General features: G+C 66.5%; 7 protein-coding genes and 1 pseudogene. 6 read left to right on the forward strand and 2 right to left on the reverse strand.

What is annotated here, in order from left to right:
* Positions 1–519: 519 nt before the first annotated feature.
* Positions 520–6843, reverse strand: a complete 6324-nt coding sequence (locus ACFVT5_RS37655) for an RHS repeat domain-containing protein (RefSeq protein ID WP_389897736.1) — start codon at positions 6841–6843, stop codon at positions 520–522.
* A 450-nt stretch (positions 6844–7293) separates the two neighbouring features.
* On the opposite strand from ACFVT5_RS37655, the gene ACFVT5_RS37660 reads away from it, so the two are divergent.
* The 3 genes and pseudogenes from ACFVT5_RS37660 to ACFVT5_RS37670 all read left to right on the forward strand — a co-directional run bounded on the left by ACFVT5_RS37660 (position 7294) and on the right by ACFVT5_RS37670 (position 11108).
* Positions 7294–10419, forward strand: a complete 3126-nt coding sequence (locus ACFVT5_RS37660) for a VCBS repeat-containing protein (RefSeq protein WP_389898026.1) — start codon at positions 7294–7296, stop codon at positions 10417–10419.
* A gap of 361 nt (positions 10420–10780) precedes the next feature.
* Positions 10781–10870: pseudogene (locus tag ACFVT5_RS37665) on the forward strand (IS5/IS1182 family transposase); the annotation flags it as partial.
* Positions 10871–10898: 28 nt separating this feature from the next.
* Positions 10899–11108: a hypothetical protein gene (locus ACFVT5_RS37670; protein ID WP_389897738.1), complete on the forward strand. Its 210-nt coding sequence runs from the start codon at positions 10899–10901 to the stop codon at positions 11106–11108.
* Here the strand turns inward: ACFVT5_RS37670 and ACFVT5_RS37675 are convergent.
* Positions 11101–12327, reverse strand: coding sequence for a sensor histidine kinase (locus tag ACFVT5_RS37675; protein WP_389897740.1), 1227 nt, complete (start codon positions 12325–12327; stop codon positions 11101–11103). The two genes, ACFVT5_RS37670 and ACFVT5_RS37675, sit on opposite strands and share 8 nt — an antisense overlap.
* A gap of 486 nt (positions 12328–12813) precedes the next feature.
* On the opposite strand from ACFVT5_RS37675, the gene ACFVT5_RS37680 reads away from it, so the two are divergent.
* From ACFVT5_RS37680 to ACFVT5_RS37690, 3 genes are all read left to right on the forward strand, one after another.
* Entirely contained in the window at positions 12814–13302 is a 489-nt protein-coding gene (locus tag ACFVT5_RS37680) for a MarR family winged helix-turn-helix transcriptional regulator (RefSeq protein WP_389897742.1), read from the forward strand.
* A 337-nt stretch (positions 13303–13639) separates the two neighbouring features.
* Positions 13640–13786 carry a hypothetical protein gene (locus tag ACFVT5_RS37685; RefSeq protein WP_389897744.1) on the forward strand — a complete coding sequence of 49 codons (147 nt, stop codon included), beginning with the start codon at positions 13640–13642 and terminating at the stop codon, positions 13784–13786.
* A 123-nt stretch (positions 13787–13909) separates the two neighbouring features.
* Positions 13910–14515, forward strand: coding sequence for a cytochrome P450 (locus tag ACFVT5_RS37690; RefSeq protein WP_389898029.1), 606 nt, complete (start codon positions 13910–13912; stop codon positions 14513–14515).
* The last annotated feature ends 47 nt before the right edge of the window (positions 14516–14562 follow it).

Below are 14562 nucleotides of genomic sequence, written 5' to 3' on the forward strand. Positions count from 1 at the left end.
CGCTACCTTGCATGACCGGACGACAAAGTTCCAGCCACAAGCGCCACCTCAGCGCAATCGCAGACATCGGACTCACCCGACCTCGGGATACAGAGAGCAAGAGTGCAGGAGAAATCACGACTGCTCCCGCCTATTTGACACCTTTATTCCTCTTCCGAGAAAAGATCAATCCACCGATTGTCACGATGCCACCACAAGTCGTAGTGGAAGTGGCGAGATAATCCAGATAGCTATTTCTCGTGGGCGCCGCAAAGAAGAGCGCAATACCAATCGTCAAGCCGAGCAGTCCGACATAGAGCAGAATGCGACTTGTGGGCTTCTTTGCGTCGACCTCATTATGCGACGACTGACGCGTCTTGCGAACCATCAATGCAACCACAGGTAGGGCACTAACCCCTACACCCGCCGCCTGCCAGGGCGGACCGACCCAGAGGGCGGCAGCAGAGATTGTGCAGACCCAACTGAACAGGAGCACTCCAAAAAGCAATTGGCGGCGGCTCCACCTGCGCTGCACTATCGTCAATCCGCCCACTTTGTCCCGAACCCTAGATGGTTGATTACTTGCCTTCCGTTCACGCCACCCTCCCAAAAACGCCCACCGTTGTGAACTGCAGAGGACGTCATGGTAGACACCGAGTGATACGGCGCGGTACTCGGGGAAATTCGCGTTCCACCCATGAGCATGGAAACTTTGCCAACCCCTGCCGCACCACCTGCGGAAAATCCTCCAATAGCTCCTGCTTGCACGTAGCCCATAGCAGTGTGCTTCCCGCCGGAAACTCCGTAGGTCGCAACGCCCTGCGCAACGCCAATCGCACCAGAGATGATAATCCCTCCCGCCCCGGCGCAAAGACCGGCCGTCGCCGCCGTACATACACCCACCGCGATCGTACCAACTACAATGATTCCGATTTGAGTGATACCGCGCCAGTGTTCAGTGACGAAGCCACCGACCTTGCCACCTGTATTATCCCAACTCTTTTTCAGCCCTCCCATGATGCTGCCAAAAATGCCGTTCTTCTTGCGGCGTTCCGCTTCCGCCTTTTCTCTTGCTATTGCCTGGGCTTTGGCCCGGGCGTCGGCCTGGGCCTTGGCGTTGGCTTGGGCCTGGGCTGCCTTCTTGGCGTCGTAATGGTAGACCTTGTATGAGCTGGGGTTGGCTCGGTAGGCGGTGTATTTCTTTTTGGAGGACTTGTCCTTGAGGGGGGTTTGCTGCCAGACCCACTTGCCGTTTTTCTTGGTGTAGCCGGCTGTCATGCCGCGGTCGCTGGCCCAGCGGTCGTCGTTGTAGCCGGCTCCGCCGGCGGGGCCGTCGGGGCGGAGGCCGGTGGGGTCGGACTTGGTGATCGGGTTGTTGTGGGCGTAGCTGTAGGCGTTGAGCTGGGCCGGGTCGTTGTGGTCGATGATCGGGTCGACGGAGAGGAAGCGGCCGAGTTGGGGGTCGTATTCGCGGGCGCCGAGGTGGGTGAGGCCGGTGGGGTCGGTGGTTCCGCCGACGAAGCCGCGGGTTCCGGGGATGGTTTCGGTCAGTGCCGATCGGGTCTGGCCGAAGGGGAGTTGTTTGCGGCGGGTGATTGCGAGGGTGGTCATGGCGATGGCCGCCATGGAGGTGCCCTGGTGGTCGGGGAGGAGGAAGGAGAAGCCGGTGCCGGTCCGGACGGCGACCGTCTCCTGGCCGTGGGTGTAGTAGCGGACGCCTTCCTTCGTGCCGGTGGCCGTGGTCTTTAGTTCGTTGCCGCCGGGGAGGGTGAGGGTCTGGCTGCCGTCGGCGTCGCGGGTGATCATGCGGTTGCCGTCGGCGTCGTACTGGTAGCGGGTGGTCTTTCCCGCTTCGGTGAGAGAGGCGAGGTGGCCCTCGTCGTCCCAGTCGAGTTTCTGTGTTTGTGTGCCGGTGGTGCGGGTGAGGGTGTTGCCGGCCTCGTCGTAGGTGAAGCCGGTCTTCTTGCCGTCGTCAGGGCCTCCCTTGGTGGAGGTCTCCTGGACGGCGTGGGGCAGTCCGGTGTTGGGGTCGCGCTGGGTGTAGGTGGTGGTGGCGTCCGCACCGGTGAGGGCGCCGGTTTTGTGGTCGGTCTGCTGGGTGCGGTTGCCTGCGGCGTCGTAGGCGAAGGACTGCCAGTAGGCGTCCGGGCCGCCCACCGTGGTGGCCGAGGGCTGGGTGGTGCAGTCGTTGTTGACGGTGGTCCAGGCTTCGGTGAGGCGGCCGAGGGCGTCCTCGGTGAAGCACTGGCGGTCGATGGACTTGGTGGTGTCCTGGCCGCTGGTGGTGGTGATGCCGGTGATGTTGCCCGCGGGGGCGTAGTCGTAGGCGGTGTCGTCGATGCGCTGGGGGGCGAGGTCCCGGTCGGTGGTCTGGCGGTTGAGGCGGCCGGTGTGGTCGTCGTAGAGCTGCGTCTTGTAGACCTTTTTGCCGAGGGTTCCGTACTCGGTGCGGGTGGGGCGTGAGAACACGTCGTACGCCGTGGAGTTGACCAGGGTGATGGATCCCACGGTGGTCTTCAGGGGAAGGTTGCCCTCGGCGTAGACGGTGGTCTGCCGTTCGGTGGGGAGGTTGCCGACGGCCGGGTGCCTGATCCATTCCTGCTGGCTGGTGTACGTGTTGTAGCCGTACGTCCAGGTGTACGTTCCCGCGAGTGTCCCGGTCGCAGCCGGAATGGTCACTGTCTGGGAGGTCGGCTGGTAGGTGTCGTTGTAGGAGTCGACCGCCGAGGTGTACGCGGCGCCGTCCAGGTAGCGGATGCTGCTCGCCGGCTGGCCCTTGGCGACGGTGTCGTAGGTCCACTTCGCCAACAGCGCTGTGCCCTTGGTGAGTTCTGTTTGACGGCCGAGTTCGTCGTACTTCGTGGTCAGCGTGATGTTGCGGGCGTCGGTGGCCGTGACGGGGCGGCCGACCCGGTCGTAGGTGGTGTGGGAGGTTCCCTTGTCGGGGTCGACGGAGGTCATCTTCTGGCCGCGGGCGTCGAAGGTGTAGCGCCAGATGTTGCCGGCCGGGTCGGTCACGGTCTCCGGCTCGTCCCACTTGCCGTAGCCGTAGGCCGTCTTCTGTGAGGCGGTGCGGGCGGCGTTGGTGTATTGCAGCCGTTCGGTGGTGCGGCCGCGTGCATCGGTCACGACCGTGGTGGCCGTGCCGCCCTTGGGCGGAATGACCGTGGTGCGGTCGCCCGCGTACTGGGTGGTGGTGCGCCATTTCTCGTCGCCGTAGGCGCGGGAGATGGCATCGGTGATGCGGCCCAGTCCGTCGTACAGGTTCTCGGTGGCGGTAGGCACCTTGTTGTCCGGGGCCGTGTCGAGAGCCTTGGACGGGGCGCCGTTCGTGTAGTAGGCGGCGTAGGACTTCCAGGCGAAGCCACGGGTGTCGTAGTGGATTTCGGTGACGATCCGGTTGGTCGTTCCGACCGCCGGGGCCTGGGTCTCACGCTCGCGCAGGAGGCCGTCGTAGAGCTGGTAGGCCGTCGTGTACGAGCCGTCGTACTGGAGCATCTTGGTGGCTACGGCATTGGCCTGCGTTTTCGAGATCGAGTACGTGAACTCGGTCGACGGCTGCGTGGCATGGTCGGCCTTCGCCCAGCCCGGGTTCCACACCTTCAGTACGCGGCCCAGGCCGTCGTAGGTGGCGTCGGTGCGCTTGTCGTTGGGGTCGATGGCAGCGGTAGCGACGCCGCGGAGCGGGTCGTACTGCGTTGTCGTCGCGTGCCCGAGGGCGTTGGTGACGGTGACGGTGGTCGGGGCCTCTATGGTCCTGGGCGTGTACTGGGTCGTGGTGGTGTTGTTCACCGCGTCCTTGTTGGTCAGCTCACGGCCGTGCTGGTCATAGGTGTGGGTGGCCGCGGTGACAAAGCCGGTTCCCTTGTCGTCCTGTTCCTCAAGGCGGCTCACGTCGCCCTTGGTCGGCGGGGTGTCGCGGCTGGCAGCGTTGTCGTAGTAGTGGCGTTCGACGGAGATCAGGTCGGCCGGCAGGGTGGGTGTCTTGTCGCAGGCGATGGCGGTCTGCTTGATCTCCTTGATGAGGGTGAGCATGTTGGCGTCGGTGTTGCGGTTGTACGTAGTGGTGGTGCACTCCTCGTCGCCGGTCTTGGCGGTGTCGCCGAGGTCGGACTCGGTCAGGACGAGTCCGTAGGCGTCATGGGTGCGGTCGATCTGTGTGGAACGCCAGCCGCTGCCGACCGCGGTGCGGGTCTTCTCCGACTTGCCGCCAGTGGCGTACGCGTGCTGGGCGGACAGTCCGGGGCGGGTGCGGGTGGCGTTCGCGGCCGAGCGCCAGGGCTCGTAGCTGGTGGTCGCTTCGAGCTTGCCGCCGTCGCCGTTGAAGGTGGCTTCCTCGCGGGTCATGCCGGCGAAGGCCGGGTGGTCGGTGACGGCGGTTCCTTCGTGGTCCGCCACCGTGGCGCCGTCGATGCCTCGGAAGTACCGGTACTCCTTGAGGGTCTGCTTGTCCGACGCGGGGGCACCGGTGCGGACCTGGACGCGCCCGTAACCCCTGCGGTCACCGTAGGTGAGGTACTTGGCCTGGGAGAATTCGTCTTCCTCCTTCGCCCAGGCCATGCCTCCGAGGTAGGAGTAGTCGGTCTGCTTCACGGGCGCGCCGCCGGTGTTGTCGGCCTCCAGGATCTGGGTCACGACATACGTGTGGAACCAGTCGAGGTAGGGCTCGTAGTCGGCGGCGGGGGCATCCGGCGGGGACCAGATGACGGGGTAGCACCGGCGGGTGTTCGACGCGGGCGTGGGGACGTCGCCGGCCTTGCAGTCGGGGCTGGAGTAGGTGACGCCCAGTGTGGAGCCGGTCTCGGTGTCGATGCCGTAGATCCGGTAGCGCACCAGCGGGGGGACGGGGTCCGGTCTGCCGCCGGTGGTGGCGCCTTCGACGCGGTTGGCGAGTTGCTGGCCCCTGAAGGTGACCGCGGGCATGGTGACGTCGCCGGTGCCGGTGTGTCCGGTGCGGGTGAGGGATGCCAGCCACAGGGCGGGGTCGGTTCCGTCGCCGGTGGTGGGGAACTGGTGGGTGAGTGTCCAGGTGTCGACCGGCTTGTATACGCCCCCGGTGAGGACCGAGGTGTCGATCTTCGTCAGGCGCTTGCGGGTCCAGAAGGACGGCGAGTAGCGGTCCTTGCACTCGTCGCCCGATGCGCAGTAGCGGTCGAAGGGGACATCCGGCCAGCTCTTGGCGTTAGCCTTGTCGAAGGTGCCGCAGTCCGTCAGGCAGCGTTCCGAGACGGTGAAGTCGACCTTTCCGGCGGCCTTCTGTCCATACATGGTGTCGGAGCGCAGGCCGTACTCGATGCGGTCGAGGTAGCCGCCGCGGGTGTAGGCGGTGGCGGTGGAGGCGCCGGTGTCCGGGTTGACGTTGCGCCCGTAGTAGTTGGTCTCCTTGTTCCAGTAGTAGGCCATGGCATCGGAGTGGGGGTCCACGACGTAGTCGAGGTTCCACCGCCATGCCTGCTGGCACCAGGAGTCCTTGAACGCGGTGGCGTGGCAGGGCTCGTCCTTGTGGTTGCCGAAGACCGGCACGGTCCAGGTCGAGTTGGTCTCGGGCTTGCCGTCGGTCCATCCGGGCAGCCGGTTGTAGCCGAAGTAGTACTGGGTGCCGTCCGGTGTGGTGACGCGCCAGTACTCGCCGTCGTTGTCGCCGTTGCCCCGGTCGGTGCCGGTGAGTTTGACGGCCTTGGTGCCGTCGTCACTTTCCATGCGCCATTCGCCCTGGGGGTCGTCCTTGGCCGAGTCGTCCTTGACGAGGACGCTGGTCTGTCCGCCCAGGCTGATGACGGCGTTGTCGTTCTTCCAGCACAGGTCACCGCTCTTGTCGGTGCCGTTGCCGTCCTTGGCGTCGTCGCTGCAGGAGACGTAGCGGCGTTCGATGTAGCCGGGCTCCATCGACCATCCGTCGCCGATCCAGTTCGCCTGGTTGTTGGTCGCGGCCGTCCGCCCGTCCACCGCCTGCGAGTTGTAGGCGAGCTTGAGGTCCGGCTGGACGCCGCCGGGCACGTCCGGAGTCGTGAGGCCGTAGTTCCAGGAGAAACCGCCGTTGGATCCTCCGGCCGACCAGGAACTGGACGGGGACAGGGATGTGGCCCCGAAGTCACCCGCCGCTCCGCTCGCAGCGGCAGTCACCGCCAGCAGAACTGTGCCGCCTGTCGCGGCAGCCGAACCGTTCGCCGTGCGGGTCACGGGTGGTGTGTCGGCGGAGAGGGCGGACGCGGCCGGATTCTGGGGCTCCGGCAGGGTGACGGGGGCGGAGAGCGTCGCGGCGCGGGTGTCGTTGTCCGTGGCCAGGGTCCGGCCCTGTCGGCAGTCCTGCTGGTCCGGGCTGGTCAGCGCACAGACCGGGAGCTGGCGCAGGGTCAGGCGTGAGGCCCAGTCGCCGCCGAAGGCATGGCGGAAGCGTGCGTAGTCGACGGTGACGTCCAGGGTGCCCTTGCTGCCGGTCAGGGGGCGGACGGCCAGGAGTATGCCTTCGACGCCGACGCTGTCGGCGGTGCGCTGGTCCAGGACCTGGATCTGGGCCTGGGCAGGTCCTGTGGTCTGGCGCTTCTGGGCGTCGGCGTGGCCGCGCTTGGCGCCGGTCTGGGCGAGGCGTACCGGTAGCGAGCCCACCGTCGCCGTGGCTTCACCGTCTTGCGGTACGGCAATGGTGCCGGTGGCCGGCGTGGGCCAGTCCGCCTCGGCCGTGGGACGCCACGCGTGCTCGGCCGTCTGATCGGGCCGGTTGATCTTCTGGGCCTTGGCGGCTGAGGTCGGGACCGGGTCCGGCTTCTTCAGTGTCCGCAGCCCCAGTTCGGCCGCCGCCGCGACAGGGCCGCCCAGCAGGCCGAGCAACAGATACGCCGCCAGGGACGCGGCTATGCACCGCATCCGGCCGACCCGCCGCCTGGCTGCACGCCGGGGAAGACCCGAGGCGTCTGACCACAAACCGGCCACCATTCCCCCCACAGGAAGTCCATAAAGATGAAGATTCCGGCGACCTTAGCAGCACATAAATGCCATGGAAAGAGAGCCTGACAAAGACTCGAAAAAACACACAGCTATGACTGCTTCCCATATCACTGCATTGCCGAAAGAAACATGGGTGCCAGCATGTAGATCTGCCACAGAAACGGGCAGCAAGCCCAGCCAACCTGCATGAACATCCGTACTACGTCACGGACTTGAAGAGTGAGTGACACATGCACATGCAACACATAATTCCTCCCAATAGGGACACGCTATCTTTCCGAGAAGACTTGCGCTGAAACCCTTCGCCACCTCATGGGACAGGGTTGTATGGTGCGCGAAATTCTGTGCAGAATTCGAAAAGGAAGCATGATGGAAAAACAACGGGAGACGGCGAGGAAACTCTCGCCCAGCCGCATCGCCGCAGCAGCTGTCGCGGTATTCGTCATCGCCGCGTCGGCGTCCGCCCCCTCGGTGGCCGCCGAGCCCACCAGTCCCGCGGTTGGACAGCAGGAGTCGACAACTGACGAATCCTCCGCGCTGGCCCGTGCTGCGGACTCGGGCGAACAGGTCGAAGTGGCCTCCCGCCGGACGGAGACCTCCCAGGTGTTCGCCAACCCCTCAGGAACCTTCACCGAGGACCGCTACGCCACCGCCCAGTGGGTGCGGCAGGGAAACCGTCTGGTGGACATCGACACCAGCCTGGCCATCACCAGCAGCGGCGGGATAGCCCCGAAGGCCACGGCCGTGGGACTGGAGTTCTCAGGTGGCGGCAGCGACCCGCTGGCCACCATCACCCGCGACGGCCGCAGCATTTCACTGAGCTGGCCCACCACTCTGCCGAAGCCTCGGATCGCGGACGACACGGTCACTTACCCGGATGTCCTGCCCGACGTGGACCTCAAACTGCGCGCCGGGGCCTCCGGTTTCGCCCAGTTGCTCGTGGTCAAGACCCCCCAGGCCGCCGCCGATCCGACGCTGAAGACCATCGCGTACAAGATGTCCAGCGACGGAGTGAGCGTGACCGCTGACGCCCACGGCAATCTCAGCGCCGTCAACCCGGGCGGCCAGGAACTCTTCACCGCGCCGACGCCCCGCATGTGGGACAGCTCCACCAGTTCCGCCGGCGCCCCCGAGCCGGACCCGGCGGCCAGAACCGTCCAGCGGACGGAGAGCGGTCTGGCACCGCACGACGACGCGTCTCAGGGCGGTCCGCCGCCGCACGACGACGAGTTCGAACCGGGTCCCGGCGCACAGCAGTCCGCCATGCCTGTCGCAGCGAGCGACACCAGCCTCGAACTCACCCCGGATCCTGCGCTGATGACCGGCCCGGACACCCGTTACCCCATCTACATCGACCCCTACATCGACGGGTCGCGCTACTCCTGGACCATCGCCTACAAGAAGTACCCCACCACCTCGTACTTCAACGGAGCCGGCTGGGGCGGTGCCGGCAAGAGCACCACCACCGCCCGCGTGGGATACGAGGACGAGACCAACGGCCTGGCCCGTTCCTACTTCCGGATGAACACCAAGAACCTGTGGAGCACCGACAAGCAGGTCCTCAAGTCCACCTTCCGCATCAAGAACACATGGTCGTGGTCGTGCACCGCCAAGCCGGTCGAACTGTGGCGCACCGCCACCATCGGCTCCTCGACCACGTGGAACAACAGGCCCGACCGGCGCGAGCAAATGGACACGGTCAACGACGCGAAGGGATGGGGCTCCAACTGCCCGGCCGGCAACCTGGCCTTCGACGTCACCCGCGGCGCCAAGGACGCGGCAGCGAGCAAGTGGAACACCATCAGCCTCGAACTCGCCGCCACCAACGAGTCGGACGTGTTCGGCTGGAAGAAGTTCGACGCCAAGTCGGCCGTGATGTCGACCGAGTACAACACCGTGCCCAACGCACCCACCGCGCTGGACACCATCCCCAGCACCAAGAACAGCAAGGGCTGCGGCGACGTCTCACCGTACGGCCTGATCGGCAACACCGACGTCTACCTGACCGCCAAGGTCAGTGACAAGGACGGCGGCACCGTCAAAACCAAGTTCCACCTGTGGGCCACGGGACACCACGACGACGGCCCCGGGGTGTTCTTCAACCAGACGGTCTCCGCCACCTCAGGCACCGTCGCCAAGGTCAAAGTCCCCAAGGCCACCCTCAGCCAGTACCTGTCCACCGCCAGCGGCAACTTCTCCTGGAAGGCCCAGGCCGACGACGGCAAAGCCGTATCCGACTGGACACCCACCCTGGGCGCGCCCGGCTGCCGATTCGTCTTCGACCCGAACCGGCCCAGCAATCCTCCCGGCATCACCTCCAGCCGGTTCCCCGACGGCAGTGACGGCTGGCCCTCGGTCACCGGCAGCGTCCGTACGGAAGGCACCTTCGTCATCTCCAGCGGCGGCATCGGCGACGTCAGCGCCTACGAGTACTGGACCGACACCGACACCACAGTCCGCACAGCAACCCCCGCCGACCTCGGCGGCAGCGTCAGTGTCAAGTTCACGCCCACGGTGTCCGGCGCCAACTACCTGCACGCACGCAGCCTCGACAAGGCGGGCAACAAGTCCGACCCCGCCGCCTACCTCTTCTACGCAGGCGGCCTCAAACAGGCCGACGCACCCGGCGACATCAACGGCGACGGACACCCCGACCTGTGGGCCGTCGACAAGAACGGCGGTCTGCACCGCTACTACGGCGCCGGCGACGGAACCGTCACCGACAACGCCTCCCTCGCCTCCGATGCCAACTGGAACCAGGTGAAGATCACCCACCGCGGGGACTGGACCGGCGACGGATACGAAGACCTCATCGCCCTGCGCCGCGACACCGACGGCACCAACCGCCTGTGGCTGCACCCCAACAACGGCTACGGCTTCGCCTGCACCGCATGCGCGGGCACCGGCGCCGACCGCCAGGAACTCGCCGTCTACGACCCCGCCAACAACCACTGGCAGAACGCCGACCAGATCCTCGCCATCGGCGACGTCGACGGCCCCCTCGACATCGACGGCGACGGCACCCCCGACATCCCCGGCTACCCCGACCTGCTCGTCAAGGAGGGAAACCTCCTCTGGCTCTACTTCGGCGCGCCCGACAACCGGCTCGACACCGACCGTGAACCCATCCTCATCGGCAACGACGGCTGGCAGAACATGGACCTCTTCTCCCCGGGCGACACCAACAAGGACGGCCGCATCGACCTCGGCGCCCGCGACCGCACCAACGGCGACCTCTACATCTACCGAGGCACCGGCGACGACGGCGACGGCCTCGCCGACCAGTCCACCAAACTCCGCACCGGCACAAACTTCACCCCCACCACCACTCCCCTGATCACCTCACCCGGCGACGCCGACCACAGCGGCAAGGGATTCGACCTCTGGTTCACCCGCAGCGACAACGCCCTGTGGAACTACCTCGACGTCAGCAGCGGCACCGCCACCATGAACAAGATCAGCGACGGCTGGCAGGGATACCAAGCCATCAGCTGACACCGATCACCCCCACCGGCCACAGCCCCCGGCACCGACCCCCAACGGTGTCCGGGGCCTCCGGCCGCCACAGCAACACCTCAATGACATCCACTTCGAAAGACGCACCCCGCCGTCGTCCGAGGGGATGGCGTTACGCCCCGGGCAACGACGATCAGCCGACGGGAGCGGACCAGGCCGCCGGTCGACGGCCCGGACATGGCAGGCGGGGGGCTGGATCCTCACCGACCCCAACGCCCTGCTGCCCATAGGTCCGGCCGATGTTCTTCGAAATTCACCGGGGCGGCACTTGACCACTACTACCTGCAACTCCGCAGCACTGAGCAATCACCGCTGATGTGAGCAGGCATCAGAACCCCCGTTCACGGTGTGGACCGAGGCGGGCCTATGGCGCCTGCTGCACCGGGCGGTGTTGGACGAACTCGGCGCCAGGGGCGAGGTCGACTGGACCTCGGCGGACGAACTGCCCGGTCCGGGTCTTGTCGGCCACGGCCTTGCGCCAGTTCTACGAGTCCGCTCCGCGGTATGCCGCCATGACGTCCTCGCGCGAGGTGCACCTCGCCTCGGCGATCGGGTACGGCGTGCCGACGATGAATTTCGGCTTCGTGTCGTACTCGGGCCGCCTGGAAGGCTCCCTGGGCAGCAGTCCGCAGGGCATCCGTGTCGCTGTGGAGGGCTTGATCATGTAGTTGGTGTCTCTTCGGGCACGCTGGAGGGCAGTGGGAGTTCGGTGACGACTTCGAAGCCGCCTTCGGGACGGTGACCGACACGTAGACGTCCGCCGACGGAGCGGGCGCGCTCGCGCATTCCGATGACGCCATAGCCGCCGTCCGCGGCCGGATAAGAGGCCGACGGGGCGCTAGCGCCGTTGGTGATGGTGATGCCCAGCCGGTCGTGGAAGTAGGCGAGCCGGATCTCGGCCGAGCGGGTGGCAGCGTGCTTCGTGACGTTCGTCAGGGCTTCCTGCACGATGCGGAACGCCGTGAGATCCGACCCGGCGACGAGGGGGCGCGGTTCTCCCTCGGAGGTCACGGTGACCGTGAGGCCAGCGTTCCGGAACGAAGCGGTCAGGTCGGCGAGTTGTGCGAGCCCGGGCGTGATGCGTTCGGTGGGGTCATAGGGGCCGTCCGCGTCGTCGGCATCGTCCGCTTGGCGTAGCAGACCGACGGTGGCCTTGAGTTCGCGCAGCGCTGAAGAGGTGGTGCCGCCGAGGTCGGCGGCGATCCTCGCGGCCTCGTCGGGCCGAGTGCTCATGAAGCGGGCGGCCGCGCCGGCCTGGATTTGGGCCAGGACGAGGTGGTGGGCGACGACGTCATGGAGGTCGCGGGCGATGCGCATGCGCTCCTCGGTGACACGGTGCCTCGCTTCCCTCTCCCGGGTTCGTTCCGCGTGCTCCGCACGTGCCTTCATGGTTTCCAGGTAGGCCGCGCGAAAACGGGTCACGGTGCCGAGGGAGGTGGACAGCAACAGCCAGGCGGCGGGGCCGACCAGCTTGAGGACGAGTGGTTCATTCGAGGGGCCGACGATCAGTTCCGTGGTCACCAGGAGTGCGATGCACGCGAAGGTGGACGTGTTCGCGGTTCTCCGGTCGGTGCGGGTGGCCAGCGAGTGGAGCGCGACCATGAGGGGCCCCATCAGCAGGACGGTGAGGATGTAGCCGAGCGTGGCCAAGGCCGCGGCGCAGACGGCGGTGAGCACCACCGTGGTGCGCGGGCGATCGCGGCGGCACAGCAGGGCGGTACAGGAGATGCCCGCCACCAGGACGCCGGGCCACCACGGGACGCTCAGGTCGTGGCCGGGGAGCGTGATCATGCTGCCGGGGAAGGAACAGGCAAGGAGAACAGTGGCCACACAGGCGTCGATGATGCGGGGGTGGCTGCGTTGGTGCAGTTGCAGGCCGTTGATCATGGTGTGGGTTTCCTGTCGGATGGAGCGACCGCGAGGGCGCGGCGATTCAACAGTGTGGGGTATGCGAGTGCTTCCGGAACGGTTCGAGCAGTCAGTCGTGTCGCGAACGGTGGCGCATGCCTTGTCGGCGGCGCCCACCAAGTCGCGCCGACAGCTACCGCTTCGTAAGTCGATGTACCGCCGTGCCGTCGAACAGCGAGGCTGCGAAGGCACTGAGGAGGCAATGCTGTACGGGGACGCGGCGGCACTGCTGGTGTCCTCGGGCCCCGCGGCGGGCGGGGGGATGTTGCCGTCGCCGCCGGGCCCGAGGGGCGCGCCCTTCCCCGTCCCCACGGGTTCGGCGCGCTGGGGCCGCCGCCGCTGCAACGGCCCCGGCCTGCTCCCCCAGCCTTACTTGAGTTAGGCAAGCATGCATGCATTACTTGAGTCAAGCAATGTTTCTCAAATTTTGCTTGACTCACGCAAGTATATGTTTAAAGTGGTCTCATGCCTACACCGCCACCCGCAAAGGCCCCCGTCGTCGAGATCGAGCGGGCCCTCACCCGCATCTCCTACCTGGCCGGCCGGGTCCGGCAGCATGACCGTCTTATGGCGGCAGCCGGACTGTCGCTGGACCGGGCCGCCGCGGCAATCCTGCGGAACATCGCCGAGAGCGAGCCGATGCGTCCCGGCGTGCTGGCGGTTCGGCTGTCCGTGGAGGCGTCGCACGTCACGCGGCAGTTGGGGCAGTTGGAGAAGGCCGGCTACGTGATCCGTGTACCGGATCCGGACGACCGACGGGCGCAGCGCGTCCAACTCACCGACGCCGGGCTGGCCGCGGTCGATCGCATGCGGGAAGCGAGTCGCCGGGGCATGGAGGTGGCCCTGGCAGACTGGTCAACCGAGGATCTGCAGCAGTTCGCCAAGCTTTTCCATCGACTGGTCGACGACTTCGTCGCCCACGCCGAGGAAGTCGATGTCCGGCCGCCCGCCTGACGGCGAGGCCGCGACCGTGCGCGGGCCGGATGGTCCGGCCGCGTACTGATTCCGGTCGCCGGGACGCCATGCCTCGCCCGCGGACCGCTGCGGCTCGGATTCCGTACCACCAGAGGCGGGAGTGGTACGGGATCCGATGGATCAGGCGTCGGAGGCCAGGACCGCAGGGCGCGATTCGGTGGCTGCGCGCGCACCGGGCGGATGAGCGGATACCCGCACACGACGGAGGCCATGAAGGCGCACGCCTCCGAGATGCAACCGTCAGCTGAACAACACCGACGGCGCCGAACACGCCCGGTGGCGCCGGATGTTGACGAGTTCGTTCATCCGACACCGGATGGAGAAGCTGCGCCCGGTGATCCAGCAGATCACCGACGACCTCATCGACACGATGCTCGCAGGTCCCCGCCCGGCGGAGCTGAACGAGGCCCTGCCGCTGCCGCTGCCGTCGCTGATGATCTGCGAGCTTCTCGGGGTGCCGTAGGAGGATCACGCGTTCTTCCAGGAGCACGCCAAAGTCACCAACGCGCGGTTCAAGACTCCAGAGGAGGCGGCCGAAACGACGAAGGCGCTGCGCCGCTACATCTCGGCGCTGATCGTGGCCAAGATGGACCATCCTGCCGAGGACGTCCTCTCCGATCTCGGTGCGCACGTCAAGGACGGGGCGCTCACCTTGTACGAGGCCGCTCCATTGGGACACATCCTGCTCGTCGCCGACCACGACACGAGCGCCAACATGATCACGCTGGGCACCGCGCTGCTGCTCGAGAATCCCGACCAACTGGCGGCCCTGCGCGAGAATTCCGACGATCCGAAGTTCGTGGCGAACGCCGTCGAGGAGCTGCTGCGTTACCTCACCATTCCGCACCTGCTGGCGCGGCGGGCGGCGGTCGAGGACATCGGGATCGACGGCGAGACCATGCGCGCGGGCGATGGCGTCATCGCGGCTCTGCCGGGGGCCAATTGGGACCCCCTGGCGTTCCCCGATCCCGGGAAGGTCGATCTCGCCCCCAAGGCATCGCACCATCTCGCGTTCGGCTGGGGCCCGCATCAGTGCATCGGGCAACAGCTGGCCCGTATCGAACTCCATGTCGTGTTCAGCACGTTGTTCCGCCGGGTGCCGACCTTGCGGCTCGCCGCCGATTTCTCGGAGCTGAATTTCAAGGAGGACTCGCAGGCGTACGGAATCTACGAACTTCCCGTCACCTGGTAGCGGACGGTCCGACAACAGCGAGTGGCGGGCGGGGCGCCGATGCGTCC

Origin of the sequence: Streptomyces sp. NPDC058001, assembly GCF_042886315.1 — a bacterium.
In the GTDB taxonomy this organism is placed as follows: domain Bacteria; phylum Actinomycetota; class Actinomycetes; order Streptomycetales; family Streptomycetaceae; genus Streptomyces.